Origin of the sequence: Actinoallomurus bryophytorum (genome assembly GCF_006716425.1) — a bacterium.
Classification (GTDB): domain Bacteria; phylum Actinomycetota; class Actinomycetes; order Streptosporangiales; family Streptosporangiaceae; genus Actinoallomurus; species Actinoallomurus bryophytorum.
This window is the reverse complement of record NZ_VFOZ01000002.1, coordinates 525697-549825: the sequence shown is the minus strand read 5'-3', so window position 1 is coordinate 549825 and position 24129 is coordinate 525697. Positions and strand designations below refer to the sequence as shown.

General features: G+C 70.5%; 25 protein-coding genes. 9 read left to right on the top strand and 16 right to left on the bottom strand.

The genetic code is table 11. The annotated features are described in order from the left end of the window. The first annotated feature begins 84 nt into the window (after nucleotides 1-84). Nucleotides 85-930, top strand: a complete 846-nt coding sequence (locus FB559_RS38660) for an LLM class flavin-dependent oxidoreductase (protein ID WP_246122779.1) — start codon at nucleotides 85-87, stop codon at nucleotides 928-930. Here FB559_RS38660 and FB559_RS38655 read toward each other — a convergent pair. The 3 genes from FB559_RS38655 to FB559_RS38645 all read right to left on the bottom strand — a co-directional run bounded on the left by FB559_RS38655 (nucleotide 927) and on the right by FB559_RS38645 (nucleotide 2674). Next, nucleotides 927-1562 carry a LysE family translocator gene (locus FB559_RS38655; protein ID WP_141962561.1) on the bottom strand — a complete coding sequence of 212 codons (636 nt, stop codon included), beginning with the start codon at nucleotides 1560-1562 and terminating at the stop codon, nucleotides 927-929. The two genes, FB559_RS38660 and FB559_RS38655, sit on opposite strands and share 4 nt — an antisense overlap. Before the next feature lie 156 nt (nucleotides 1563-1718). Continuing rightward, complete coding sequence (locus tag FB559_RS38650; protein ID WP_141962560.1) at nucleotides 1719-2162, bottom strand: hypothetical protein; 444 nt, start codon at nucleotides 2160-2162, stop codon at nucleotides 1719-1721. Between the two features lie 116 nt (nucleotides 2163-2278). Then, nucleotides 2279-2674 carry a guanyl-specific ribonuclease gene (locus FB559_RS38645; RefSeq protein ID WP_141962559.1) on the bottom strand — a complete coding sequence of 132 codons (396 nt, stop codon included), beginning with the start codon at nucleotides 2672-2674 and terminating at the stop codon, nucleotides 2279-2281. 201 nt (nucleotides 2675-2875) lie between these two features. On the opposite strand from FB559_RS38645, the gene FB559_RS38640 reads away from it, so the two are divergent. Beyond that, nucleotides 2876-4294 (top strand): alpha/beta hydrolase, encoded by a 1419-nt coding sequence (locus tag FB559_RS38640; protein WP_141962558.1) that lies wholly within the window; start codon nucleotides 2876-2878, stop codon nucleotides 4292-4294. A 245-nt stretch (nucleotides 4295-4539) separates the two neighbouring features. Next, entirely contained in the window at nucleotides 4540-4971 is a 432-nt protein-coding gene (locus FB559_RS38635) for a universal stress protein (protein ID WP_141963215.1), read from the top strand. A gap of 114 nt (nucleotides 4972-5085) precedes the next feature. On the opposite strand, the gene FB559_RS38630 is transcribed toward FB559_RS38635, so the two are convergent. The 3 genes from FB559_RS38630 to FB559_RS38620 form a co-directional block, all read right to left on the bottom strand. Beyond that, nucleotides 5086-5958 carry a TraB/GumN family protein gene (locus FB559_RS38630; RefSeq protein WP_141962557.1) on the bottom strand — a complete coding sequence of 291 codons (873 nt, stop codon included), beginning with the start codon at nucleotides 5956-5958 and terminating at the stop codon, nucleotides 5086-5088. 3 nt (nucleotides 5959-5961) lie between these two features. Continuing rightward, nucleotides 5962-6828 (bottom strand): hypothetical protein, encoded by an 867-nt coding sequence (locus tag FB559_RS44340; protein ID WP_185792678.1) that lies wholly within the window; start codon nucleotides 6826-6828, stop codon nucleotides 5962-5964. 298 nt (nucleotides 6829-7126) lie between these two features. Then, entirely contained in the window at nucleotides 7127-7660 is a 534-nt protein-coding gene (locus tag FB559_RS38620; protein WP_141962556.1) for an SRPBCC family protein, read from the bottom strand. Nucleotides 7661-7872: 212 nt separating this feature from the next. Between FB559_RS38620 and FB559_RS38615 the strand changes: the two genes are divergently transcribed. The 3 genes from FB559_RS38615 to FB559_RS38605 all read left to right on the top strand — a co-directional run bounded on the left by FB559_RS38615 (nucleotide 7873) and on the right by FB559_RS38605 (nucleotide 10092). Beyond that, the gene (locus FB559_RS38615) at nucleotides 7873-8616 is read left to right on the top strand and encodes an MBL fold metallo-hydrolase (RefSeq protein ID WP_141963213.1); all 744 of its coding nucleotides are present in this window, start codon (nucleotides 7873-7875) and stop codon (nucleotides 8614-8616) included. A 305-nt stretch (nucleotides 8617-8921) separates the two neighbouring features. Continuing rightward, nucleotides 8922-9326 carry an ArsR/SmtB family transcription factor gene (locus tag FB559_RS38610; protein WP_141962555.1) on the top strand — a complete coding sequence of 135 codons (405 nt, stop codon included), beginning with the start codon at nucleotides 8922-8924 and terminating at the stop codon, nucleotides 9324-9326. A gap of 124 nt (nucleotides 9327-9450) precedes the next feature. Beyond that, entirely contained in the window at nucleotides 9451-10092 is a 642-nt protein-coding gene (locus tag FB559_RS38605) for a TIGR03085 family metal-binding protein (RefSeq protein WP_141962554.1), read from the top strand. Between the two features lie 111 nt (nucleotides 10093-10203). Here FB559_RS38605 and FB559_RS38600 read toward each other — a convergent pair whose 3' ends face one another. From FB559_RS38600 to FB559_RS38590, 3 genes are read right to left on the bottom strand one after another with little or no spacing between them, the layout of a single operon-like run. Beyond that, nucleotides 10204-11256, bottom strand: coding sequence for an ABC transporter substrate-binding protein (locus tag FB559_RS38600; protein ID WP_141962553.1), 1053 nt, complete (start codon nucleotides 11254-11256; stop codon nucleotides 10204-10206). A gap of 10 nt (nucleotides 11257-11266) precedes the next feature. Continuing rightward, nucleotides 11267-12142 carry an ABC transporter permease gene (locus tag FB559_RS38595; protein ID WP_141962552.1) on the bottom strand — a complete coding sequence of 292 codons (876 nt, stop codon included), beginning with the start codon at nucleotides 12140-12142 and terminating at the stop codon, nucleotides 11267-11269. Then, the gene (locus FB559_RS38590) at nucleotides 12132-12962 is read right to left on the bottom strand and encodes an ABC transporter ATP-binding protein (RefSeq protein WP_141962551.1); all 831 of its coding nucleotides are present in this window, start codon (nucleotides 12960-12962) and stop codon (nucleotides 12132-12134) included. Before FB559_RS38590 ends, FB559_RS38595 begins: the two co-directional genes overlap by 11 nt. 155 nt (nucleotides 12963-13117) lie before the next feature. Between FB559_RS38590 and FB559_RS38585 the strand changes: the two genes are divergently transcribed. The 3 genes from FB559_RS38585 to FB559_RS38575 are packed head-to-tail and all read left to right on the top strand — an operon-like array spanning nucleotide 13118 to nucleotide 16368. Next, a complete protein-coding gene (locus tag FB559_RS38585) occupies nucleotides 13118-14710 on the top strand; it encodes an ATP-binding protein (protein ID WP_141962550.1) in 1593 nt (530 codons plus the stop codon). Between the two features lie 5 nt (nucleotides 14711-14715). Beyond that, nucleotides 14716-15387, top strand: coding sequence for a response regulator (locus FB559_RS38580; RefSeq protein WP_246122898.1), 672 nt, complete (start codon nucleotides 14716-14718; stop codon nucleotides 15385-15387). Between the two features lie 57 nt (nucleotides 15388-15444). Continuing rightward, entirely contained in the window at nucleotides 15445-16368 is a 924-nt protein-coding gene (locus FB559_RS38575) for an NAD-dependent epimerase/dehydratase family protein (RefSeq protein ID WP_141962548.1), read from the top strand. Nucleotides 16369-16415: 47 nt separating this feature from the next. Here FB559_RS38575 and FB559_RS38570 read toward each other — a convergent pair whose 3' ends face one another. From FB559_RS38570 to aceA, 7 genes are all read right to left on the bottom strand, one after another. Continuing rightward, nucleotides 16416-16757, bottom strand: a complete 342-nt coding sequence (locus FB559_RS38570) for a hypothetical protein (protein WP_141962547.1) — start codon at nucleotides 16755-16757, stop codon at nucleotides 16416-16418. A gap of 442 nt (nucleotides 16758-17199) precedes the next feature. Further along, on the bottom strand, nucleotides 17200-18111 hold the full coding sequence (locus FB559_RS38565; protein WP_141962546.1) for a hypothetical protein: 912 nt from the start codon (nucleotides 18109-18111) through the stop codon (nucleotides 17200-17202). Nucleotides 18112-18414: 303 nt separating this feature from the next. Further along, complete coding sequence (locus FB559_RS38560; protein ID WP_141962545.1) at nucleotides 18415-19374, bottom strand: ABC transporter ATP-binding protein; 960 nt, start codon at nucleotides 19372-19374, stop codon at nucleotides 18415-18417. Between the two features lies 1 nt (nucleotide 19375). Continuing rightward, nucleotides 19376-20179, bottom strand: coding sequence for an ABC transporter permease (locus FB559_RS38555; RefSeq protein ID WP_246122777.1), 804 nt, complete (start codon nucleotides 20177-20179; stop codon nucleotides 19376-19378). Beyond that, nucleotides 20172-20957, bottom strand: a complete 786-nt coding sequence (locus FB559_RS38550) for an ABC transporter permease (RefSeq protein WP_141962544.1) — start codon at nucleotides 20955-20957, stop codon at nucleotides 20172-20174. The genes FB559_RS38555 and FB559_RS38550 overlap by 8 nt, the downstream gene beginning before the upstream one ends. Nucleotides 20958-21092: 135 nt before the next feature. Beyond that, nucleotides 21093-22538 (bottom strand): M1 family metallopeptidase, encoded by a 1446-nt coding sequence (locus FB559_RS38545; RefSeq protein ID WP_141962543.1) that lies wholly within the window; start codon nucleotides 22536-22538, stop codon nucleotides 21093-21095. A 163-nt stretch (nucleotides 22539-22701) separates the two neighbouring features. Then, the gene (gene aceA / locus FB559_RS38540) at nucleotides 22702-23997 is read right to left on the bottom strand and encodes an isocitrate lyase (RefSeq protein WP_425455126.1); all 1296 of its coding nucleotides are present in this window, start codon (nucleotides 23995-23997) and stop codon (nucleotides 22702-22704) included. Between the last annotated feature and the right edge of the window lie 132 nt (nucleotides 23998-24129).

Sequence of the window (24129 nt, the reverse complement as noted above, 5' to 3'; positions counted from 1 at the left end):
GAGTTTTTGAATGACATTCGGTCCGCGTGGGTCGCCTCTCGGCCCGCAGCCTGGGCCCGGTAGCGTGCCCGTATGCGCGGCGGAGTGATCCTTTGGCCCATCGGCTCCTGGAGTGAGACGAGGGAGCAGTGGCTAGCGGCGGAGGAGCTCGGCTTCGACGTCGCCTGGGTCTATGACCATGTGGCCTGGCGCGGCATCACGCCGTGGCGGGACGCGTACGCGACGCTGGCCGCCGCGGCGGTGGAGACCTCACGTATCCGCATCGGGACACTGGTCACCTCGCCCAACTTCCGCCATCCGCTGCCGACCGCGCACGCGGTCAGGGCGATCGACGATCTCAGCGGCGGGCGGCTGGACCTCGGCATCGGCGCGGGCGGCACAAGGCGGGCCTCGGACGCCGGGATCCTCGACGACGTCGAGTGGCCGCTGGCCGAGCGCGCCGACCGGTTCGCCGAGTGGGTCGAGCTCATGGACCTGCTGCTCCGCGGGCCACGCACGACCTTCGACGGGCGGTTCTGGTCGGTCTACGACGCGCTGACCGAGCCCGGCTGCGTGCAGCGCCCACGCGTGCCGTTCGCGATCGCGGGCGCGGGACCGCGGGGGATGCGCCTGGCCGCGAAGTACGCCGACACCTGGATCACGATGGGCTCCCTCCGGCCCGGCGTGCCGTGCTTCGACGCCGTACGCGCCCAGCTGCCCCGGCTCGACGAGGCGTGCGCGGCCGAGGGCCGCACGGTCCGCAGGCTGCTGCGCACCGGAGACCCGGACGAGCCCTGGATGGACTCGATCGAGTCCTACCGCGATCTGGCCGGGCGCTACGCCGAGCTCGGCATCACCGACCTCGCGCTGCACTGGCCGCACGAGAGAAGCCCGTTCGCGAGCGATCTCAAGGTCCTGGAGCAGATCGCCGCCGAGCCCGCCGGCTCCTAGCGGTTGCTCTCGAAGGCCACGCGGGCGCTGATGGCGATCAGGGCGCAGCCGGCGACGCCGTCGAGGAGGCGCCTGGAGCGGCGTCCGCGCAGGACGCGCGAGATCGGGCCGATGGCCAGCGAGAACGTCCGCCACCACAGCACGGCGATGCCGAGAAAGATCGCGGCGAGCATGGCCGTGGTGCGTAGCCGCGGCTCGTCGGACGCGACGAACTGCGGCAGCAGGGTGAGGAACAGCAGTGCGATCTTCGGGTTGAGCAGGTTGGTCACGAGCCCCTGCCGGAACGCCGCGCCGTTGCCGCGTACCGCCACCTGGGGCATCCGCTCGGGCGTGGGCTCCTCGCCGGACATGATCGTCGAGATCAGCAGGCGTACGCCGAGATACGCGAGGTAGGCCGCGCCGGCCAGCTTCACCACCGTGTACGCCGTCGCCGAGGCCGCCAGGATCGCGGACAGGCCGAGTACGGCGGCCGTGGCGTGCACCGAGATGCCCAGGCAGCAGCCCAGGCCGGTGAGCCAGGCGCCGCGGACGCCCGCGCTGAGTCCGTTGCGTACGACCAGCAGCGTGTCGGGCCCCGGCGTGATGGTGAGGATCGCGACCACGCCGAGGAAGGGGAGTAGCAGTTCAGGCACGCGGTCATGCTAGTGACAAAGCGGTGCAGAGCCGTGGCAATCGCCCCACTCACCTCGCCGAACATCGGCCGAACCTCGGCCGGCCGTCCGCCGAACGCGATGGAACACGGCCGAACGCGGCCGCCCGTGCGGGCGGCCGCGTTCGAGTGCGAAGCCCTAGCGGTGTGCGACCACGACCACCTGGAAGGAGGTCTCGGGACCGGGAACGCTCAGCCTGCCGACGGAACCGGTGGCCCAGGCGCGCAGCTGCACCGCCCCGAGCGGCCGGTGCACGACCATCGGGATCTGGACGCTGGCGCGGCGGCCCGCGTCCAGCCCGCCCAGGTCGCAGCGGAGATTCGTACCCGCGTGCGTGCAGCCCGGACCGTCCTTGACGGCCCACCCGTTCGGCACCGACGCGACCAGCCTGACGTGGTCCAGGTGCCCGTCGCCGGTGTTGGTGACGGTCCAGCGGACGGTATCGACCTCGCCGACGATGGGACGCAGGTGGCTGGCCTGCCCGGTGACGGTGAGGTGACTTCCGGCGCGGGCGGCACCCGCGGCGGGTGCCAGGCTGAGCAGCCCGGCGGCGGCGAGCGCGGTGACGGTGAGTGTGCGCATGACGTTCCCCCTTGAAAGAGTGATCACGTCAGACGCTGTCACCAGGCCGCGCCGCTCGCCGCGACCACGCGCCGGTTTCATCGACTCATTGCCCGATCACGGCGAGCCGTTGGATCTCAGCAGCCGAAATTGATGGCGTTGAACGTCACGTAGTGGTCCGAGGTGTAGTAATCCGTGCCACTACGGGCGGTGACGATGCGGCGGGCTCCGCGGGTCGATGAGCCCGGGGTCTTGACCGTGTACTCGTGGTAGTAGCCGTTCGGTTCGCTGGGCAGCACGCCCTCGCGGTTCTGGAAGACCTGGCCGTCTTGTGAGTAGGGGAACGGACCGCCCTGGTCGATGAGCCTGAGGGTGTCGTCGGCCTGTGGCGGCAGCTTCGAGTGGCAGATGGTTCCGGTGGCGAGCGGCGCCGCCGTCGAATGGGCGGCGGCCGGGGCCAGCAGGCCCGCCGTCGCCAGGGCGGGGACGAGGACAAGCGAACGGAGACCGAGTCTCCTGCGGGAGATGCTCATACGAAGAGAGTTGCCAGTCCGGTCAGGATCCAGTCAAGGACGCGGGGATGAATTCCCGCCTGCTCTTGCCGGACGGCGAATGGCCGCCGCGAGGACATCCTGCTCATCGACATAGCGACATAATGGCCGATAGAGGTCAATGGGAGGTTCATGCGGGTTTCTGGTTTGTCCTTGAACGCGGTTTCGTGTTCACAATCCGGAATGCGTTCACGAGTACTCGTAGCCGCGGTGGTCACCGCCCTCGTGGCCGGCCTCGCGGGTCCGGCGTCGGCGGACCGTACGCCGCGACCCCCCGCCGCCGAGCCGAAGCTGACCGGATCCCATCCGTGCCCGGACCAACCCGGGTTCACCTGCTCGACCCTGACCGTGCCGCTGGACCACCGCGGCCGGGTGCCGGGAACCCTCGACCTCCAGGTGGCGACCGCGGACAACGCGGACGCGCCCAAGGGCACCCTGCTGTTCCTGACCGGCGGCCCGGGGCAGCCCGGCGTGCCGTTCAGCGACCGGATCGCCCACCAGCGCCTCCCCGAGGTCGCCAAGGAGTACCGCTTCGTCACGCTGGACCAGCGGGGCACCGGGGAGTTCGGCGCGATCGACTGCCCGCAGCTCCAGGCCCAGGTCGGCAGCTCCGACATCGCCGCGCCGACGCCCGGGGCGATCGACGAGTGCTCCGGCGTCATCGGCGACCGCAAGGGCCTGTACGGCACCGAGCAGACCGTCGCCGACTACGAGACCCTCCGTCAGGCGCTCGGCGTCGGCAAGATGGTCGTCGACGGGGTGTCGTACGGGACGTTCACGGCGGCGCGCTACGCGGCCGTCCATCCTTCGCACGTACGCAAGGTCGTCCTCGACTCCGTGCTGCCGCACGTCGACCCGCAGGCCGACGACGGCCTCTACATCGTCGGCCTGCACGCCGAGGCCCGTGTCCTGCGCGACGCGTGCACGTCGGCGCCCGCCTGCGGGTTCGACCCCGCCGACGACCTCGCCTGGGTGGTACGGCACCGCAGTGACGCCGACGGCGTACGGATCTTCGACACGATGGTGTCGTACGAGTTCGTGGACCCGACGTACCGCAACGCGGACGCCCTCCCCGGCGGTCAGGGCGACATCATCGGCGCGCTGCACGCCGCACGGCACGGCGACTCCACCCGGCTGGACGCGCTCCTGGACATCCTCAAGTCCGGCGGCGACGACGTCACCGGCTACAGCGCCGGCCTGCACATCGACACGTTCTGCTCCGACAGCGCCTTCCCCTGGGGCCGGTCGGACACACCGCTGCGCGGCCGTCAGGCCAAGCTGGACGCCGCGCTCCGGCGGATCGACCCGAGCCGGTTCTGGCCGTACACCCGCGCGACGTCCGCCGGCAGCGGCTTCACCCAGGAGTGCCTGCGCTGGCACTCCCGGCCGTCCGCCGAGCCTCCGGCACGCCTGCCGGACGTCCCGGTGCTGCTGGTGAACGGGGACCATGACCTCTCGACACCGGTGGAGTGGGCGTACGAGGAGGCCGGGCACGCCCCGAACGGCAAGGTCGTCATCGTCAAGGGAGCCTCGCACTCGATCCAGAACCGCGAGCTCGGCCACGCCGGACGCGACGCGGTGATCGCCTTCCTGAACGGCTGACCTGGAGGGTGGCCCTGACCAGGCGTGAGCCGGGGAAGGGCCACCTCCGATGGCATCGGCCGCCGATCGGAGGGTGCCGGTGATCGTGAGCCGGTTCTTCTGGCATCCTTGCGGCATCCGCGCACCGCACCCCTGAATCGGTGCGGGTGCGGCCGGTCTTCTCAGTCGGCCGGGCACCTCCATCGCGCGGACCATGACAGGGTGGACGCCCCCGACGGCAATCGGAGCGTGGTCGTGTGGCCGTGATGGTGTGGATCAACCCGGCCGCCGCGTGGGAGAGCGCGGTGGACGCGGCCGCCGGCCTTGCCTGCGACGAGGTGGTCCTCCTCCTGGTCACCGAGGACATCGCCGCGCAGGACACCTTCACCGGGCTGCTCGGACCGGCCGGGCACGAACCCGGCGAGGCGTTCGCGGGGATCGAGGAGGACCAGGCCGCCGCGCTGTTCGACGAGGCCGAGGCCCGGATCGGCCGTCCGGTGCGGCGTCTGTGGGAACGCGGGGTCCCCGAGCACGAGGTCGTCGCGGCGGCGGGCGACGCCGACATGCTGGTCTGCGTACGCGACGGCGTGCGCGGCCTGCCGGGTCCCGACAGCGTCGGCCCGGTGACGCGCTTCGTCGTCGACCACGCACCCTGCCGCGTACTCCTGGTCTGGCCGGGCGAACGCGCCTCGCGCTGAGACCTCGCCCCCTCGTACGGGCGGCGGCCTACGGCGAACGGTCCGGCGCCGCCGTCTGCGGGCACACGGACGCGGCGGGCGCGATGGTGCGCCCGCCGCTGTCGCGTGCGGAGGTCAGCGGGTCAGGAGGCGGTCGATGAACGAACCGTAGCCGCGCAGTGCGACGCGGAGCCGTTCGGTGTCGGTCTCCTTGCCTTCGTCCCAGTGATCGTCGAGGTTCTGCCTGAGCCGGCCCAGTGCCGCGGTCAGCTCTTCGACCGCCTCGCCGGAAAGGGCGCTGGCCTGCCGGACGGCGTCCGCCGGGTCGTCGACGAAGACGCCCTTGACGTCGCGCCAGCGGTTGCGGAACCGCTCGGCGGCCTCAGGGTCGACGAGGTAGTCGATGGCGAACTCGTCGGTGTTCGTCGGCCGTGCGCCGTCCACGACCGGTTCGGCCGCGGGCTCGGTCACGGGTTCGGCGTCGTCCGCGGTGGGCTCGGCGACATCGGACGGCTCGGTGACCGCGACCGGCTCGACGGACTCGGGCGTCTCCGCGACCTCGGCGGGCTCCTCCTCGGCGCTCTCGGCCTCAGTGGTGTCCTCCGGGCTCTCGTCCTCGGTGACGATCATCGGTTCCTCGGTGCCGAACGGCTCGCCGACGTGGTCGCGGCCGGCCTCGGTCCCCTCGGCGCGCTCCTCGTCGGCGAGGTCGGTGGACCCGGCCTCGTCCGTACCGGCCTCGTGCCCGGCCTGCTCGCCGGTCCCGGCGGCGGAGTCGTCGTTCCACACCTCGCCGACGAGGGGCTCGTCCTCGCCCGGCGTCTCGTCGTCGGTGCGCTGGTCCTCGAGCTCGTCCGTGTGCTCGCCGGTCTGCTCGCCCGTGTGCTCGCCCGTGTGCTCGTCCGTGTGGTGGTCCGGGTTGTGCCCGGCCCAGCCGAACCCGGCGACGGGCCGGTCATCGGTCCCTGGCTCCGGTTCGTCGGCGGGACGGTCGTTGTACTCGTTCATCGCCTACACTCCCTCGTCATCGCTGTCACGGCGTGCGGTCCGCCTGCCGCTCCTCGTACGAGCGCCGGTCTTGGCCTCGGTGCCCTCTCCGACCTCGTCCCGCGCCTCCGTCTCGGTGGCGTCGCGCTCGGTGGTCCCCGACGGCTCGTTCACCACGGGCTCACTCACCACGGGCTCCTCCGCCACGGGCTCACTCACGACGGGCTCATCGGCCATGGGCTCACTGACCACGGGCTCGGCCGCCGCGGGCTCGACGACCGGCTCGGCCACGGGCTCATCGGCCCTGGTCCCGTGCTCGGTGACGGCACCGTTCGCACGCCCGTTGGTGACGGCGTCCTCGTCGGTGTCGAGGAGCTCGGTGAACAGCGCGCGGTAGTGCACCATGGCCTGACGGAGGTCCTCGGTCGACGCCTTCTTGGCCTCGGCCTGCGCGCTGATGTCGTGCGCCTGCCGGTACCGGTCGATGGTGCTGGCGTGTTCGACGGACAGGTCGGAGACCTGCTGCTCGTAGCCCTCGGTCGGGTAACCCCGCTCGCCCATCACGAGGACGAGCAGACGGTCCGCCTCGGTCACGGCCTCCTCGGGCGCGTCCACGAAACGCTCCTGGACCTGACGCCATTCGGCGAGATGACGCTCACGCGCCGCCGGGTCCAGCGGATGAATCTCCAGCTCGTCATGCCGCTTCTCGCGGGCCTTGAGCTCCTGCTCGGCTTCGCGGGTGCTCTCGTGGCTCTCGACGGTCCGGTCGTACTCGGGACCGAAACGCTGTTGCAGGCCACGTCGGCGGGCCTGTCCCCGCGCGAAGAACGCGGCGGCTCCGAGTGCGACGATCACGACTATGACGATGACGACCACTATGACGGTCGACATGGTTGCCTCCGGTGGGTTGCAGTTGCGAGCGTTCTTTGCCCCCGCAAAACGTCCTAAAACAACCGACTAGAGGTGCTTTGCGAGGGAATGCGAGTACCGCTCCGCGTGGCGGCGATGCCACCACGAAAACGCGTTATCCGATCACTTACCGCGACCGTTGTTCCCTCTGTTCGCAAGACGACTCACCGCCCCCGTCGCGACGCAGGGGAATCCGGTGTCTCGCCAGGTCACTTGCGTATTCGGCGGCGCGGACATCCCTTACGCGCCGGAGAAGGCCCGGGCCGGGGCCCGCCCCGTGCTAACCGGCCATCCGCGCGCACGGCTCGCCGGTGTCGAGTGCGCTCTCCATGGCCACGGCGAGCAGGACGAGCGCGCGGTCGAAGCTGCGGGCCAGCCACCGCCGGCCGCCGAGGGTGAGCAGCAGCCGGTCGAGCGCGCCGGCCCTGAAGATCGTCGCGGTCAGGGTGACGAGCGAGCCGGTCCCGGCGCGCTCGATCGTCCACTGCACGTACGCCTCGGTACGGCGGCCGACCGCCGCCGTACCGCCGAAGCCACGAGGCGGATGAAGGTCCGTGACACAGGTGCGGGCCGTACGGCGGATGCCCAGCGGCCCGCGCATCGCGATACGGGCGCCCATGCCGTCGGCCGTCACGCTCTCCAGCCGGAGGCGGCGGCCGGTGATCAGCCCGTGGTTGGGAAGCCGGGAGAGGAACGCGTAGACGACGTGGGCGGGGGCGCGCATCACCAGAGCCGAGGTCACCGTCGCCACACCCCGGATGCCGGGGACCGACGCGGACCGGGCATGATGCGGAAGCGCGTTGCGAGGTGCCATGTTTTGAACAACGGATAACCCATGCCGGAGGTTCAATTTAAGGTGCGAACACTACTTTTCCCGGCAAATCGCCGCCGCCGCGCCCGTCCGACGGGCGTCCGCGGGAATGATGACCCCGATCGGCCCAGGTCCTGCCCAGAAGTCCGCCGCCTTCCCGGGGACTTCGAGACGGTCCCTGGCAGGTCATTTCTCGGTGGACGGGAGCCGGCGTGATGCGGATGACGGTACTCGGCAGCTGCGGTGCCTGGCCCGCGGCCGGACGCGCGTGCAGTGGCTATCTGATCGAGGACGACGGCTTCCGGCTGCTCGTGGACCCCGGCTACGCGACGCTGCCGCGCCTGCTGCGGCACGTGGCCGCGGCGGGTGTCGACGCGGTCCTGGTCAGCCACGGCCACCCCGACCACTGCGCCGACCTGAACCCCCTCCTGCGGGCACGCGCGCTCGACCCCGATCCGGCACCGAAGCTGCCGGTCCACGCGCTGCCCGGCGCGCTCGACCGTGTCCTGGCCCTGGACCGGCCCGGCATGCTCGACGACGCCTTCACGCTGCGTTCGTTCACGGCGGGAGTCCGGTTCGAGATCGGGCCGTTCACCGTGGACAGCTGGGCGCTGCCGCACTTCGTGCCCAACGCCGGTCTGCGGCTCACCAGCGGCGGCAAGGTACTCGCCTACACCGGGGACACCGGCCCGTGCCGTGAGCTGGCCGACCTCGCCCGCGACGCCGACCTCTTCCTGGCGGAGGCCACCTACCCCGATCAGGTCCCGGCCGCCGACGCGCGCTACCTGTCGAGCGCACTGCAGGCCGGTGAGCACGCCACCCGCGCGGGCGCCGGGCGCCTGATGCTCACGCACCTGTGGCCCGGCACTCTCGCCGTGCGGGCCGAGGAGGCGGCCCGCAGGTCCTACGACGGAGACGTCGACGTGGTGCGCGAGGACGAGACCGTCCGGGTCGGCTGAGCCGCCGCCGGCGTCACCGGAGGCTGGGGTGGAGCTCCGGCGGCCCGCCCAGCTCATGGCGTAGCGACCGTGGTGTGCCGCCGCCGAAGTGATCGACCCGCACGGGAACACCCGTGCCCCCGGCGCGGTCGACGAGCGCCCCCGTCTCGGCGATCGTTCCGTCGTGGAATGAGTCGCCGGGCGACGTGCTGCGCCCGGTCACGTAGACGGTGGCGCCGGTCCCGGCCCCCCAAGCGTTAGATCTGGATCGAACACTTGGGAGTGTACGATAACGATCGAACACATCGAACCGGTAAGGATCCGCCATGACCGAGCCGACCCGCCGCCGCGGGAACCTGGTCCACGTCGACCCGGCTGACGTGGCGCTGCAGGACGCACTGGACGCGCTCACCGACCCGGTGCGCCGCTCGATCCTGCGCGAGCTGGCCGGCGAGCCCGACTTCACCCGCGCCTGCGGCACCTTCGACCTGCCGGTCTCCAAGGCCACCGCCAGCCACCACTTCGCCGTACTCCGCGCCGCCGGCCTGCTGGAACAACTGGACAAGGGCGCACGCCGCCTCAACCGCCTCCGGCGATCCGAGTTCGATGCGTGCTTCCCCGGACTGCTGGCCCTCGTGCTGGCCGAAGGGACGACGACGACGGACGATGACCCCGCCACCGCGCGGGCCGGTGGGGCGGCGCCCGGTTCCGCGGGCGCCGGCCGGTCCTGACCGGGGCGATCTCGACCGGGACAGCAGTTCCGGGGCAGGCCGGGAGCGACTGATCTATGCCGGAATGTGGCTCGTCCTCGGAAAGCCTCGAAGTCGGCCGACGGCCTCGCTACACTCCGGCGACATGGCCGATCCGCTCTTCGACGCCGCCGAGAGAGCACGGCTCAGCGACCTGTTGGACGAGCTCGGTCCCGAGGCGCCCACTCTCCTCGCGCCGTGGACGACCCGCGACCTCGCCGCGCACCTCGTCATCCGCGAGCGCGACCACCTCGCCGGCCCCGGGCTCGTCCTGCCCGGTACGTGGGCACGCTTCGCCGAACGACGACGAAGAGCGCTTGCGCTGAGCGACTTCGCCGGGCTCACCGAGGCGATCCGATCGGGACCGCCACCAGGCGTCTTCCGCATCGGATGGGTACGCGAGGTCCCGAACCTCAACGAGCTCTTCGTCCACCACGAGGACGTACGCAGGGCCGACGGCCGTGGTCCTCGGGCGAACGAGCACGCGATGGACGAGGCCCTCTGGCGCAACGTCGGTCGCGCGCGCTGGTTCCTCGCGCGGCGGCTGCGCGGCGCGGGTCTCGAGCTTCAGTGGGCGGGGACCGCCAAGACCGTTCGAGCGCGGCGGGGAGTACCCACGGCGCGCATCTCCGGACCTCCCGGCGAGCTGCTGCTCTATCTCTTCGGCCGGCAGAGCGTCGCACAGGTCGAGGTGAGCGGGCCCGCCGCGGCGGTCGAAGCCGTGCGGCGCGCACGGTTCGGCATGTGACGGGAGACCGCCGCGCGAGCCGTCCGGCATTCGCCCCGGAACGGCAGGCGGGGAAATGGTGCGGGGCGGGCACCCCCGGTGCCCGCCCCGCAGCCTCGGCCGCCGCTCCCGTTACTGCTTGGGAGCCTTGGACGCGAATTCCGTCGTGTAGGTCGTGGACAGGTCGATGCTGTCCTTCTTGCCCTTCACGTTGGGGGAGAACTGCGCCAGGACGTTCAGAACGTTCTTCGCGCCGTCCGCCGGCATCACGCCGTCGGCGTTGAACATGCCGATGCTGTCCGCGATCGCCTTCTCGTACAGCTTGGGGTTGCCGCCCGCGTAGTCGGCCGGCATCTTGGCCGCGATCTCCGCCGGCTTGTGCGCCTTGATCCAGCCCAGGGTCTTGACCAGCGCGTTCACCAGTTTCTGTACGGCCTCCGCGTGTGACTTGACGTAGTCGCAGTTCATGTAGAGCGAGCTCGACGGGTACAGGCCCCCGAGTGCCGCGCGCGTTCCCTCCTCGGTGCGCATGTCGATCAGGACCTTCCCCTTGCCGGTGTTCGTCAGCTGGGCGATGGTCGGGTCGGTCGTCATGCCCCCGTCGATGCCGCCGTTGTTGAGCGCGGCGATGAACGTCTGGCCCGCACCCGCCTTCACCGTCGTGTAGCCCGACGTCGGCACGCCGTTCTTGGTCGCCAGGTACTGCGTGAGGAAGTCGGTGGACGAGCCGGGGCTGGTGACGCCGAGCTTCTTGCCCTTGAACGCCGCGGGCGAGGTGATCTGGCCGGCCTTCGCGGTCGACACCATCTCGGCCTCGCCCGGCACGTCGGCGAACTGCAGCACGCTCTCGATGCACTTGTCCTTGGTCTGCAGGTCGATCGTGTGGTCGTAGAAACCCACGACGCCGCTCACGTCGCCGGAGATCAGCACGTTCTCCGCCTGCGCTCCGGCCGGCTCGGTGAGCAGCTGGACGTTCACGCCCTGCTCCTTGAAGTAGCCGAGCTGCTCGGTGAGCTTGGCCGGCAGGTAGATCACCTTGTCGATGCCGCCGACCATGATCTTGATGGTGTCGTTCTTGCCGCCGCTCCCGCCCGAGGAGGAGGCATGGGAGTCGCGGCAGGCGGAGAGCGACAGTGCGGTGGTGGCGGCGATCGCGGCCGCGGCGATGCGGGTGGCCGTACGCATGGGTGGCTCCTTAGATCTGTACTTCGACGCTGGACGAGGGAGGACGCCACCGCAGCAGGCGGCGTTCGAGCAGGGTGAGCAGCCACTCGGCCAGCAGGGCGATCACCGTGATGATGATCATTCCGGCGTAGATGCCGGCCGAGTCGAAAGTGCCTTGGGCGTGGTTGATGAGCAGGCCGAGACCCTTGTCCGCGCCGCTGTACTCGCCGACGACCGCGCCGATGATGGCGAAGCCGAACGCCGAGTGGAGCGAGGCGAGGATCCAGGAGGTGGCGCTGGGCACGACGATCGTGCTGAGCACCTGGAACCGGCCGGCCCCCAGGATCCGAGCGTTGTTCACCAGGTTGCGGTCGACCTCGCGTGCCCCCTGGAAGGCGTTGAAGAACACCGCGAAGAACACCAGGACGAACGCGGTCGCGACCTTGGAGGACATGCCGAGGCCGAACCAGATGACGAACAGCGAGGCCAGGATGATGCGGGGAATCGCGTTGGCGGCCTTGATGAACGGCGCGCACACGTCGGACAGGAAGCGGCTGCGGCCGAGCACGATGCCGAGCACGACGCCGCCCACACTGCCCAGGGCGAAGCCGATCAGTGCCTCTTCCAGCGTGTACGCGATCTGCTGCCAGATCGAGCCCTGCGACGTGCCGTTCGTGAACCAGTCGACCAGGCGGTGCCAGATCGCGCTCGGCTTGGAGTAGTAGAACGGGTCGATCCAGTGGGACGCGGCCAGCTCCCACGAGCCGAGCACCGCGACGACCAGCAGGATCCGTACGGTGTTGATCACGATGAGCCGGCGCCGCTGCGCGCCGCGCGCCTGCGCGATCGCGTGGTCATCGCCCGAGGTGTCCTCGGGGGCGGAGTCGATCGTAAGGTCAGGCAGCACGGCCGGAACTCCTCTCTCGGGTGATCTGGACCTCTTCGCGCAGCGACTCCCACACCTCGCGGTAGATCGCCAGGAACTCCGGCGTCAGCCGGATCTCCTCCGCGTCGCGCGGCCGCTCCAGGGGGACGTGGAAGGACGCCTTGACGGTCGCGGGCCCGGCGGTCATCACCACCACGCGGTCGCCGAGCGCGACCGCCTCCTCCAGGTCGTGGGTGACGAAGACGACCGCGGCGCCGCGCGACGTGCCGCCCGACCACAGCCGCAGCAGCTCGTCCTGCATCAGCCCGCGTGTCTGCACGTCGAGCGCGGAGAACGGCTCGTCCATCAGCAGGATCGACGGCTCGTTGACCAGCGTCTGAGCGAGCGCGACCCGCTTGCGCATGCCACCGGACAGCTGGTGCGGGTAATAGGACTCGAAGCCGCCGAGGCCGACGCGCTCCACCCAGTCGCGGGCCTTCTCTCGTGCGGCGCGCCGGCTCGCCCCCCGGTAGCGAGGGCCGGTCGCCACGTTGTCGAGCACGGATCGCCAGGGGAGGACGGCGTCGGTCTGGAACATGTAGCCGACACCGTCGGGGATGCCGTTGACCGGTCTGCCGTACACCAGTGTCTCGCCGGCGGAGGCCGGCTCCAGCCCTGAGACGAGCGAGAGTGTGGTGGACTTGCCGCAGCCGGTGGGGCCGACCACCGCCACGAACTCCCCAGAGTTCACGGTGAGGTCGAGGTCACGGACGGCCGTGTGCACTCCGCCCGATGATCGGAAACGCTTGGTGGCGCCGCGAAGCTCGATCGCGGGACCGTCAGAGCCTGCTTGCGTGGGCATGTCGCCAGACGCTACGACCGTGTTTCCACTGCGTTAAGCCTTGCCCGCCTTCTACTCACAAGAACGCGTTTCACCATGTTGCGTGTTTAAATCGTTGTTTTGTGCATTCTGCTCGCAGGGCGGGCGAACGCCGCTTCCGTTACGGTTCAGACGTCATGACCCGGCGTCCGCGCATCCGCTTCGTGCACCAGGTGCTGATCCTGCAGATCGGTGTCGTGGTGCTCGTCGCCGCGACAGGGTGCGGTCTCGCCGCCTGGGTGCAGCGTGATGAGCTGCGGCACCAGTTCGGCTGGCGGGCGCTCACCCTCGCGCGCTCCGTCGCGTCCGACCCGGTGATCGGCGACGCCGTGGAGAACGGCGACCCGCAGGGTGTCGTCGAGGCACGGGCGGAGCGGATCCGGCGGGCCACCGGCGCGCTGTTCGTCGTCGTGACGGACAGACGCGGCATCCGGCTGGCCCACCCCAACCGCGCCGAGATCGGCAAGCGGGTCAGCACCGATCCCTCCGCGGCACTGTCCGGGCACGAGGTCATGGTCATCGAACGCGGCACGCTCGGCCTGTCCGCCCGTGGCAAGGTCCCGCTGTACGACCACGTGGGCACCCTGGTCGGCGAGGTCAGCGTCGGGTTCGACGCCGGCGAGATCGACCGCCGGGTGCACCGCACGCTCGCGGTGGCGGCCCTGTTCGCCGCCGGTACGGTCCTGCTCGGCGCGCTCGCCTCCGCCGCGATCGGCCGGCGGCTGAAACGCCAGACCCTGGGCCTGGAGCCCCACGAGCTGGCCGAGCTGGTCCAGGAACGCGAGGCGGTGCTGCACGGCATCAGCGAGGGCGTGCTCGCCCTGGACACCGGCGGCCGGGTCACCGTCTGCAACGAGGAGGCCGCGCGGCTGCTCGACGCCACGCCCGCCCGCCGGACGCTCGTCGCGGACCTGCCCGTGAACGGCCGGCTCCGCGCCGTCCTGGAGGGCGAGGAGGTGCCGCCGAACGTCTTCGTCGTCTCCGGCGACCGGGTGCTCGTCGTCAACCGGCGCGAGGTCAGCCACGACGGCCGCCGCCTCGGCGCGGTGATCAGCCTGCGGGATCGTACCGACGTGGAGTCGCTCGCCCGCGAGCTGGACGCGGTACGCACCCTGTTCGACGCGCTGCGCGCCCAGCGGCACGAGTACGCCAACCGCCTGCACACACTGTCCGGGCTGCTCCAGCTCGGCCACTACCAGGAGGCGGCGGGCTACATCCAGGCCCTCGCCGAGATCCCCACCACCAAGGGCGAGCCGCCGGGCACGGTACCCGATCCGTACCTGGGGGCGTTCCTCGCCGCCAAGGCCGCCGTCGCGGCGGAGAAAGGCGTCGAGCTGGAGATCCTCGAGACCACCTGGGTGCCCGGACGCGTGTCCGAGCCGCTGGACGTGACCACCGTGCTCGGCAACCTCGTGGAGAACGCGCTGGAGGCGGCGCGCCTCGGAGGGCGGCGGCCCGCGCGGGTCGAGGTCGAGCTCCTCGGCGACGGCGCCGACCTGCACGCCACCATCGCCGACTCCGGCGAGGGCGTGCCGGAGCATCTGCGCGAGGCCATCTTCCTCGACGGCGTGTCCACCCGCGAGGGCGACGGCGGACGGCCGCGCGGCATCGGCCTCGCACTGGCGCGTACGGCCGCGCGGACGCGCGGCGGCGACGTGACGCTGGCCGGCACGGGGGAGGACGACACCGGCGCGGTGTTCGTGGCCCGGCTTCCGGGGGTGCTCAGTTGATCGACGTGCTGGTCGTCGACGACGACTTCCGCGTGGCGCAGGTCCATGCCGGGTTCGTCGACCTGGTGCCGGGCTTCCGCGTTGCGGGCCGCGCACGTACGGCCGCCGACGCGCGGGACAAGGCGGCACGTGCCGACCTCGTGCTGCTCGACGTCTACCTGCCGGACGAGTCGGGTCTGGACCTGCTGCCCTGCCTGTCCGCCGACGTCATCATGGCCAGCGCCGTGACCGACCCGGAGTCGGTGCGTACGGCACTCTCCCGCGGCGCGCTGCACTACCTCATCAAGCCGTTCACCGCCGCCGAGCTGGGCGAGCGACTCCAGGCCTACGCGCGCTACCGCAGCCGCCTTTCGGTGGGGGACCGGCTGACCCAGGCCGACGTCGACCGCGCCCTCGGTACGCTGCACGAGACCGCGCGCGGCGCGCCGAAGGTGGTCAAGGGACAGTCGCCGGTCACCTCGCGCCTCGTGGCCGAGGCCCTCCGGCGGGCCGGCGAGCCCCGTTCGGCGGCCGAGATCTCCGAGGAGGTCGGCATCTCGCGGGCGACCGCCCAGCGCTACCTCGCGTCACTCGCCCAGGCCGGCCGGGTGCTCGTGTCGTTGCGGTACGGCAGTACGGGACGGCCCGAGCACGAGTACCTCTGGCGGCCGGGACAGTCGGGGCCGCTCGCGAGGTGATGTCACGCCGGCTCCCTGTCTCTCGTCTCCTGCGGTGAGAGACAAGGAGACCGAGAGATGAAGGTTCTGATCGCGGGCGCCACCGGTGCCGTTGGACGCCCCCTGGTACGGATGCTGGCCGAGGGCGGGCACGAGGTGTTCGCCCTCACCCGATCCCGGCAGCCGGTCCCCGGCGCGACCACGGTCGTCGCCGACGCCCTGGACCGTACGAAGCTGCTCGCGGCAGTGGACGGGCTGCGGCTCGACGCCGTCGTGCACCAGCTGACCGCGCTGAAGAAGGTGCCCACGCGCGAGGGGCTGATGGCCGCGACCAACGCGCTGCGCACCGAGGGCACCACGAACCTGCTGGCGGTCGCCGGTGCCACCGGGGCGCACCGGTTCGTCAGCCAGTCGTTCTTCGGCGGCTACGGCTTCCGCGACCACGGCGCGGCACCGCTCACCGAGGACGCCCCGTTCGGCGAGCCGGGCGGCCCGTTCGCGCGTACGGTCGCCGCGATGCGGTCGGCGGAGGAGCAGATCCTCACCGCCGGGGGCGTCGAGGGAATCTCGCTGCGCTACGGCGGCTTCTACGGCCCCGGATCGGTGGACGGGATGCTGGAGGCGCTGCGCCGGCGGCGGCTGCCGGTCGCGCGTGGCGGTGTCGCGCCATGGACCTACGTGGACGACGCGGCAGGCGCGACGGTCGCCGCGCTCGAACACGGCCGGGGCGGCCGGGCCTACAACATCTGCGACGACGAGGCGGCGACCTGGCTCGACGTCGTCACCGAGGTGGCCCGCGTCTTCGAGCTGCCCAGGCCGATGGGCGCGCCCGGTGCGCTGGTGCGCCTCATGGCTCCGTACGCCGGCGTGCTCATGACCCGCACCTCGATGCGGCTGTCCACCGCCAGGGCACGGGACGAGCTCGGCTGGAAGCCGTCGGTGAGCGGATACCGCGACGGCCTGGCCCGTACCCGGGAGATCATGCGCACCTCGGCCGCCTGACGTGGAGAGGGGCCGGGCGACAGGCCCGGCCCCTCACCGCGGGTGGGTCAGCCGACGCAGCCCGGGATGGTGTTCGCCGGTGAGCAGTTGTCCGGGTAGACACCACCGCCCGTGCCGGTCGCGACGTTGTGGTCGATCGTGGTCTGGACGAGACGGGTCGTGGCGCCGGCGATCGTCGCGATGCCACCGCCGTCATCGCCGGAGTTGTTGCCGGAGAGGCGGCTCTCGGAGACCGTCAGGGTGCCGAGGTTGATGATGCCGCCTCCGGTGCCCGGAGTGGAGTTGGCGCTGATGACGGTGCGCGAGATCAGCGCGCTCGCGGCGGCGCCGTTGGAGACCGCGCCGCCGTTGGGCCCGGTGTTGCCACTGAGCGTGTCGGACCTCAGCACCAGCGTGCCGTTGTTCAGTATCGCGCCGGCGCCGGGACCGGTCCCGGCGAGGACGAAGACGCGTTCCAGGTCGAGCCTGCCGCCCGCGTCGACCCTGAGGACGCGCGCGACGGCGATGCCCGGGTCACGCCGCAGGGTGGTGGACGGCCCGCCGACGATGGTGACGTTACCGGTGATCGGCGGCAGCGCCGCGTGTCACCGGCCACCGCCGGCGCCGTGATGTCGTACGTGCAGTTCGCGGCCGGCCGGATCGTGGCCGGGACGGCGTTCGCCGCCGTGATCGCGCCGACGAGCTGCACGGCACGACGATGAGCTTTCTCGCCACGGCCTGGGCCGGCGCCTGCGCCATCGTCAGCGCGGCGCCGGCGAGCACGACGGCTCCGATTCCACTGGTCATCGCTGAGGATGAACCCATGTGAATTCTCCAGGAGTCATGCCGGGATCAGTTGGTGCAGCCCGCGATGCTGTTCAGCGGGAAGCAGTTGGTCGGCGTGTTGTTGCGGATGATCGACGTGAAGATGGTCACGGTGCCGGGCGGCAGGTTGAAGATGCCGCCGCCACTGAGCGTGGCCGCGTTGAGCTCGATCAGCGTGTGGTCGACCAGCGTGGTGCCGAGGTTCCGGATCCCGCCGCCGCTGCCGGTGGTGGTGTTGTGGTCGAGCGTGCTCTGGATGACGCTCGAGGTGGCGGCGAGCGCGGTGTTGATGCCTCCGCCGCCCGTGCCCGCGCTGACGGCGCTGTTCGCGGAGGCGCGGCTCTGCTCGAACCTGAGGGTGCCGTTGTTGTTGACACCGCCGCCGGAGCCGGCGAGGGCGGTGTTCGCGCTGACGATCGTGCGGAAGATCAGTGCGCGTCCGCCGACCGCGATGTCCACGCCGCCGCCGTTGGTGGCGGCCGTGTTGCCGCTGAGCGTCACCTGGTTCAGCGTCAGCGAACCGGCGTTCATGATGGCGCCGCCCGACGTGGCGGAGGTGCCGTTCAGCAGGAAGATCCCGTCGATGCGCAGCGTGCCGGTGGTGGCGACCTCCAGAAGGCGGACCGCGCCCGCGGCAACGTTACGCCTGATCGTCGTGGACGGCCCGCCGATGAGACGGACGTTCCCCGTGATGATCGGCAGTGCGTCCGCGGCCGTCGCCGCGGTCGTGATGTCGTAGGTGCAGTTGGCGGCGAGCCGGAGCGTGGCCGGCGTCGCGTTGGCAGCGGTGATCGCGGCCGCCAGCGCCGCAGAGCTGCACGGCACCGTGACGACCTGCTTCTTCGCCGCGGCCTGCGCGGGTGCCTGTGCCATCGTCAGCGCCGCTCCCGCGAGCACCGCGGCACCGATTCCGCCCGCCGTTCTCGTGATTGAGCCCATTTGTAATCCCCCGAAGTCATTGTTACTGCTTTGTGTGAAGTCGACCTCAGGCGGCCTCGAATCGTCTTCAATACGATTGCCGGGAAGGTTCCGGTTGCCGAGTGAACGCCTGATAGTGACACTTCCTGTGGTGGGGTTCGGTGTTGGTGATCGTTCTCGGACGCGAACCGTCTATATCCAATTTCCGGGCAAGCATGCACAGCCATTTCGAGAATGCGCGCCTTTTGCCGACGGAATACGAAGTGGCACTGAAGTATTGGCGCACCGAGCACGTCCGGCGGTGTGTCACTTACGCGTGCGGCGTCAGTGGCCGGCGGGGACCCCGCCGCGGTAGAGCCGGGTGATGAGGTCCTCGATGCCGGGCTCGCGAAGGGAGATGTCCTCCACCTCGTGGCGCCCCGCCACGGCCGCCACCACGGCGGCGGCGTTCACCGCGGACGGGATCGCCAGCCACTGCCGCGGGCCGTCGGTGCGGACGACGCTGGCGCCCTCCACCTCGATCGGCGGGGCCGGCCGGGCGAGGTCCACGATGAGGATCCGGTCCGCGTCGACGGTGGCGCGCAGCGCGTCCAGCGACCCGTCGTAGGCCAGCCGTCCGTGGTCGATGATCATGACCCGGCGGCAGAGGCGTTCGATGTCACCGAGATCGTGGGTGGTCAGCAGGATCGTCGTGCCGCGTTCGGTGTTGAGCCGGGTCAGGAAGGCGCGCACGGTCGCCTTGCTGACGACGTCGAGGCCGATCGTCGGCTCGTCCAGCACGAGCAGCTCCGGGTCGTGCACCAGCGCGGCCGCCAGGTCGCCGCGCATGCGCTGCCCGAGGCTGAGCTGCCGGACCGGCGTGTCGAGGAACGGCCCGAGCTCGAGCAGTTCGGTGAGCTCGGCGAGCCGGGCCCGGTGCACCGAACGCTCGACCCGGTACAGGTGCCGGATGAGGGTCAGGCTGTCGCGCAGCGGCAGGTCCCACCAGAGGGTCGTCCGCTGGCCGAACACCACGCCCAGCCGCCGCGCCAGCGCCGTACGCTGCCGTGACGGGTCGAGCCCGGCCACCCGTACCCGCCCGGAGGAGGGGGTGAGGATGCCGGTGAGCATCTTGATCGTGGTCGACTTGCCGGCGCCGTTGGGGCCGAGATAGCCGACGAACTCACCGGCGGCGACCGTGAAGGAGATCCCGTCGACCGCGGCGACGTGGACACGGCTCCGGCGCAGCCGCCCGGAGCGGCGCCGTACGGTGAAGGACTTGGCGATCTCGTCCACCTCGATCACGTCAGCTCCCCGTGGATCGGTAGTGCCGCAGCCCGGTACGCCAGGCGAGGGCGGCGAGAACGGACAGCACCGCCGCCACGAGTGGCGCGGCGAAGCGGAAGAACACCGGCAGGCCGAGCGGATCGGCGCGGCGGAGGACGTACAGCGCCGGCTCCCAGTTGACGAACGCCAGGGGCAGCACCCACGTCAGTCCGCGCAGGGCGTCGCGGCCGAACAGGCTCAGCGGGTACTGCGTGAGGTAGGCGCCCCCGTAGGTGACCGAGTTGCCCGCCTGCTTGCCGTCCACGACCGCGAACTGCCAGGCGGCGGTGAGCACCCAGAGCGCCCCGAAGATCCAGATGCCACACGCGATCATCAGCGGGACGGCCATGACACGGACGGGCGTCCAGGCGATGGGCAGGCGTACGAGCGAGACCACGAGCACGGTCACCGTGGGGACCAGCTTGCCCATCCGGCGCGGGGAGAAGTCCTCGGTGGCGATCTGGACCAGGGGACCGACCGGGCGGACCAGCAGGGTGTCGAGCGTGCCCTGGCGGATGTGCTCGCCGAGGCGTTCGGAGGTGCCGAGGGTGACGTCGGCGACGGCGAACGACACGCCCGCCGTGCCGTACAGGAACATCACCTCGGGCAGGGAGAAGCCGCCCAGGCGTGGCGTGTGCGCGAAGATGATCAGGATCGCGGCGAGGTCGAGGGAGGTCGCGACGGCCTGCGTGGCGACCAGCATGACCATCGACGCCGGATACTGCGCCGCCGAGCGCATCCAGGTGCCGGCCAGCAGCAGGTAGACGCGTACCGCCTCAACCACCGTTGACCACCAGCTTCCGGCGCGCGCCCATCGTGAGCAGCCGCCCGGCCGCGAGCAGGGCCACCGCCCATCCCGCCTGGAAGGCGTACACGTGCAGGAGGTCGGTGCGCTTGCCGAGGTAGACGTCCGCGGGGAGCTGGACCAGCGCGGCCCAGGGCAGGGCGTGCGCGACCGTCCCGAGCCGGCCGGGGAAGACGGTGAGCGGGACGAGCAGTCCGGAGAAGAACATCGAGGTGACCAGGGAGATCCCATGGATGCCGCGGTCGTCGTGCAGCCAGAAGACGGCCAGCGAGACGAGGTAGCGCAGCCCGAAGCTGACCAGCACGCCGAGCAACACCGCGCCGGCGAAGGCGAGCCAGGTCGCGGGGGAGGGCCAGTGCAGCGAGAAGACCAGCGCGCCGCCGAGCATCGGCGGCAGCCCGCGTGAGATCAACGCGAACGCGGCGCGGCCGAGGTCGTCGGCCAGCCACCAGCCCTGCAGGTCGGCCGGGCGGTGCAGGTCGATCGAGACGTCGCCGCTGCGGATCCGCTCGGTCAGGTCCAGGCTGCCGCCGAAGATGCGTACCGGCTCGATCATCGCCTGGGTGAGGAAGCTGAACGTCACCGCGTCCGTGACGTCGTACCCGCCGAGCGAGGGCCGCGCGTGCCACAGCGCGATCAGCACGCCCGCGCGCATGAAGCCGAAGACGGTGTTGGTGAAGGTCGCCGACAGGGCCGCGATGCGGTAGGTGCTGTAGCGCCGGAAGGCGTACGCCGCGATCCAGGCGTAGAGCCGCATCGTGACGCTCTCCTCACCACCGGTGACAGGGGCCGGGCACGGCGGAGGGTGCCGGGCGTACCGGGCACCACCGTACGGATGACGCGGCGCCGCCCGCCACACCTTTACGGTGCGGCGGGCGGCGCTCGGTGCGGGTCAGCTCGTCGGGAGGGCGGGCTTGCCGGTCGAGTAGAGCCAGGTCTGGAAGAACGAGCTCAGGTCCTGGTGGGAGATCTTGCTCGCCAGCGCCGTGAACTGCTCGGTGCTGCCGTTGCCGTACTTGTGCTGCTCGTACCAGGTGTGCAGCAGGGCGAAGAACTTGTCGTCACCGATCTTCTCGCGCAGGAACTCCAGCACCATGCCGCCACCGCTGTAGACGCGGTCGTGGAACATGGTGTCGCGCTGCGGGTCGGCGATCTTGACGTTCCACCACGGGTCGGTCGCGCTGTGCCGGTTGTACACGGCTAGGGCCGTGTCGTGCACCGGTGCGCCGCCGTTCTTCTCCGTGTACAGGTTGGCGGCGAACGTCGCGAAGCTCTCGTTCAGCCAGATGTCGTTCCAGTCCTGCACCGAGACCGCGTCACCGAACCACTGGTGGGCGAGCTCGTGCGCGATCGTCCCCGCGCTGCGCACGTCGGAGTACAGCGGCCGGGTCTGGGTCTCCAGCGAGAAGCCGATCGCCTGCCCGTTGTACGTCGCCAGGTCGGCGATGGCCCCGGTGGAGTCGAAGGCGTACTTGCCGAAGGTCTTGGACCACAGGTCCGTCACCTGGGCGGTGGTGTCCCAGAAGAAGGCCATCGGGTCCGGGTGGTTCGGGTCGCGCCCGACCAGCTTCGGGTCCACCGCGACCGTCTCCCGGATCCCGCCCGGCGTCCTGCCGTTCTTGAACTGCCACTGGCCGATGTCGGCCGTGGCCAGGTAGGTCGCCATGGGGTACTTCTCGTCCCACACCCAGGTGGTCTTGTCGCCCTTGGTCCGCTGCGACACGAGATTCCCGTTGGCGATCACGGAGCGATCCTTGGGCACCGTCACGTGGAACGTGTAGGTGGCCTTGTCGCTCGGGTGGTCGTTGCTGGGGAACCAGGTCGAGGAGGCGTTCGGCTCGTCACCCGTGAAGAAGCCGTCGTCGGTGTGCACGAACCCGTACGGCGAGCCGAACACGACCGGCGAGCCGACGATCGTCTGGGGCACGCCGCCGTACGTCACGGCGACGACGAAGCGCGAGTTCTTCCGCAGCCCCTTCCGCGGCGTGATCCGCAGCTCCTGGCCGTCGCGGGTGAACTTCGCGTTCCGCCCGCCCACGGTGACCTTGCTGACGTCGAGCTGCTGCAGGTCCAGGTCGAAACGGGACAGGTTCTGCGTCGCCCGCGCGGTGATCGTGTTCGTGCCGTCGAGTCGCTTGGTCTGCGGGTCGTAGGACAGGGCGAGATCGTAGTGCTGGACGTCGTAACCCCCGTTGCCCTCGAGAGGGAAGTACGGGTCTCCGATGCCGTTGGCACCGGGGGTGAACTGCGGTCTTTTCTCGGCGACCGCGGCCGGAGTGATCGCGGCAAGGCAGACGGTCGTCGTGCCGATGGCGAGCAGTCGGCGGGTTTTGCGCATGTCGGTCCCTACTACTGAGGATCGAACAGGACAAAGACCACTATCTGACGATAGGGCCCTCTGACCGTAAGGCTTACACAAAGTGGCATTGACCGCATAGCGCCACAAGTAGAAGATCCCCCGGCAAAGTACCGGGGGATCTCCAACGACCTGGACGAGTGCGTCAGTGAGCCTTAACGAACTGCTCCTCCTCGGTGGAGCCCTTCAACGCCACCGTTGAGGAGTCCGGCGAGATCGCCGTGCTGACCAGGTCGAAGTAGCCCGTCCCGACCTCGCGCTGGTGCTTGGTCGCGGTGTAGCCGTCCGCCTCGTCGGCGAACTCCGCCTCCTGCAGCTCCACGTAGGACGTCATGCCGTCCTCGGCGTAGCCCTTGGCGAGGTGGAACATCGAGTGGTTGAGCGAGTGGAAGCCGGCCAGCGTGATGAACTGGAACGTGTACCCCATGTGTCCCAGCTCGCGCTGGAACTTGGCGATCGTCGAGTCGTCGAGGTGTTTCTTCCAGTTGAAGGACGGCGAGCAGTTGTAGGCGAGCATCTGGTCCGGGTACTCCGCCTTGATCGCCTCGGCGAACTCCTGGGCGACGTCCAGGTCCGGCGTGCCGGTCTCCATCCACAGAAGGTCGGAGTACGGCGCGTACGCCAGGCCGCGGGCGATGCACGAGGAGATGCCGTTGCGCACCCGGTAGAAGCCCTCCGCGGTGCGCTCGCCGGTGACGAACTCCTGGTCGCGCTCGTCGACGTCGCTCGTGATCAGGGTCGCGGCCTGGGCGTCGGTCCGCGCGACGATCAGCGATGGCACGCCGGACACGTCCGCGGCGAGGCGGGCGGCGTTCAGCGTCTTGATGTGCTGCCCGGTCGGGATCAGGACCTTGCCGCCGAGGTGGCCGCACTTCTTCTCCGAGGCGAGCTGGTCCTCCCAGTGCACGCCCGCCGCACCCGCGGCGATCATGCCCTTCATCAGCTCGAACGCGTTGAGCACTCCGCCGAAGCCGGCCTCGGCGTCGGCGACGATCGGCGCGAGCCAGTACGGCGCGTCGTCGTCGCCCTCCGACCAGGTGATCTGGTCGGCGCGCATCAGCGCGTTGTTGATGCGGCGCACGACGGCCGGCACGGAGTTGGCCGGGTAGAGGCTCTGGTCCGGGTAGGTCTGCGCACCGAGGTTCGCGTCCGCCGCGACCTGCCAGCCCGACAGGTAGATGGCCTTCAGGCCGGCGCGCACCTGCTGAACCGCCTGATTTCCGGTCAGCGCGCCCAGTGCGTTGATGTAATCGTCCTCGTGCAGCAGCTTCCAGAGACGCTCGGCGCCCAGACGGGCGAGCGTGTACTCCTCCTGCACCGACCCCCGCAGCCGTACGACGTCCTCGGCGGTGTAGTCACGCTCGATGTTCGCCCAGCGTGCGTCGGTCTCCCACTGTTGCTGCAGCTCCTTGGCTGCGCCCTTGAGGCGACGGTCAGTCATTGCCATTGCCCTCCTATGTCGTCCCCTGGGTGCGTATGTCCTCAGTCTCCGTGTGAGGGCAGTGTTAGTGAACCGGTAAGTAACAAGAAGAACGCCCGAAATTCTGCTAGCGTGAACCTGTGACGGGCTTTC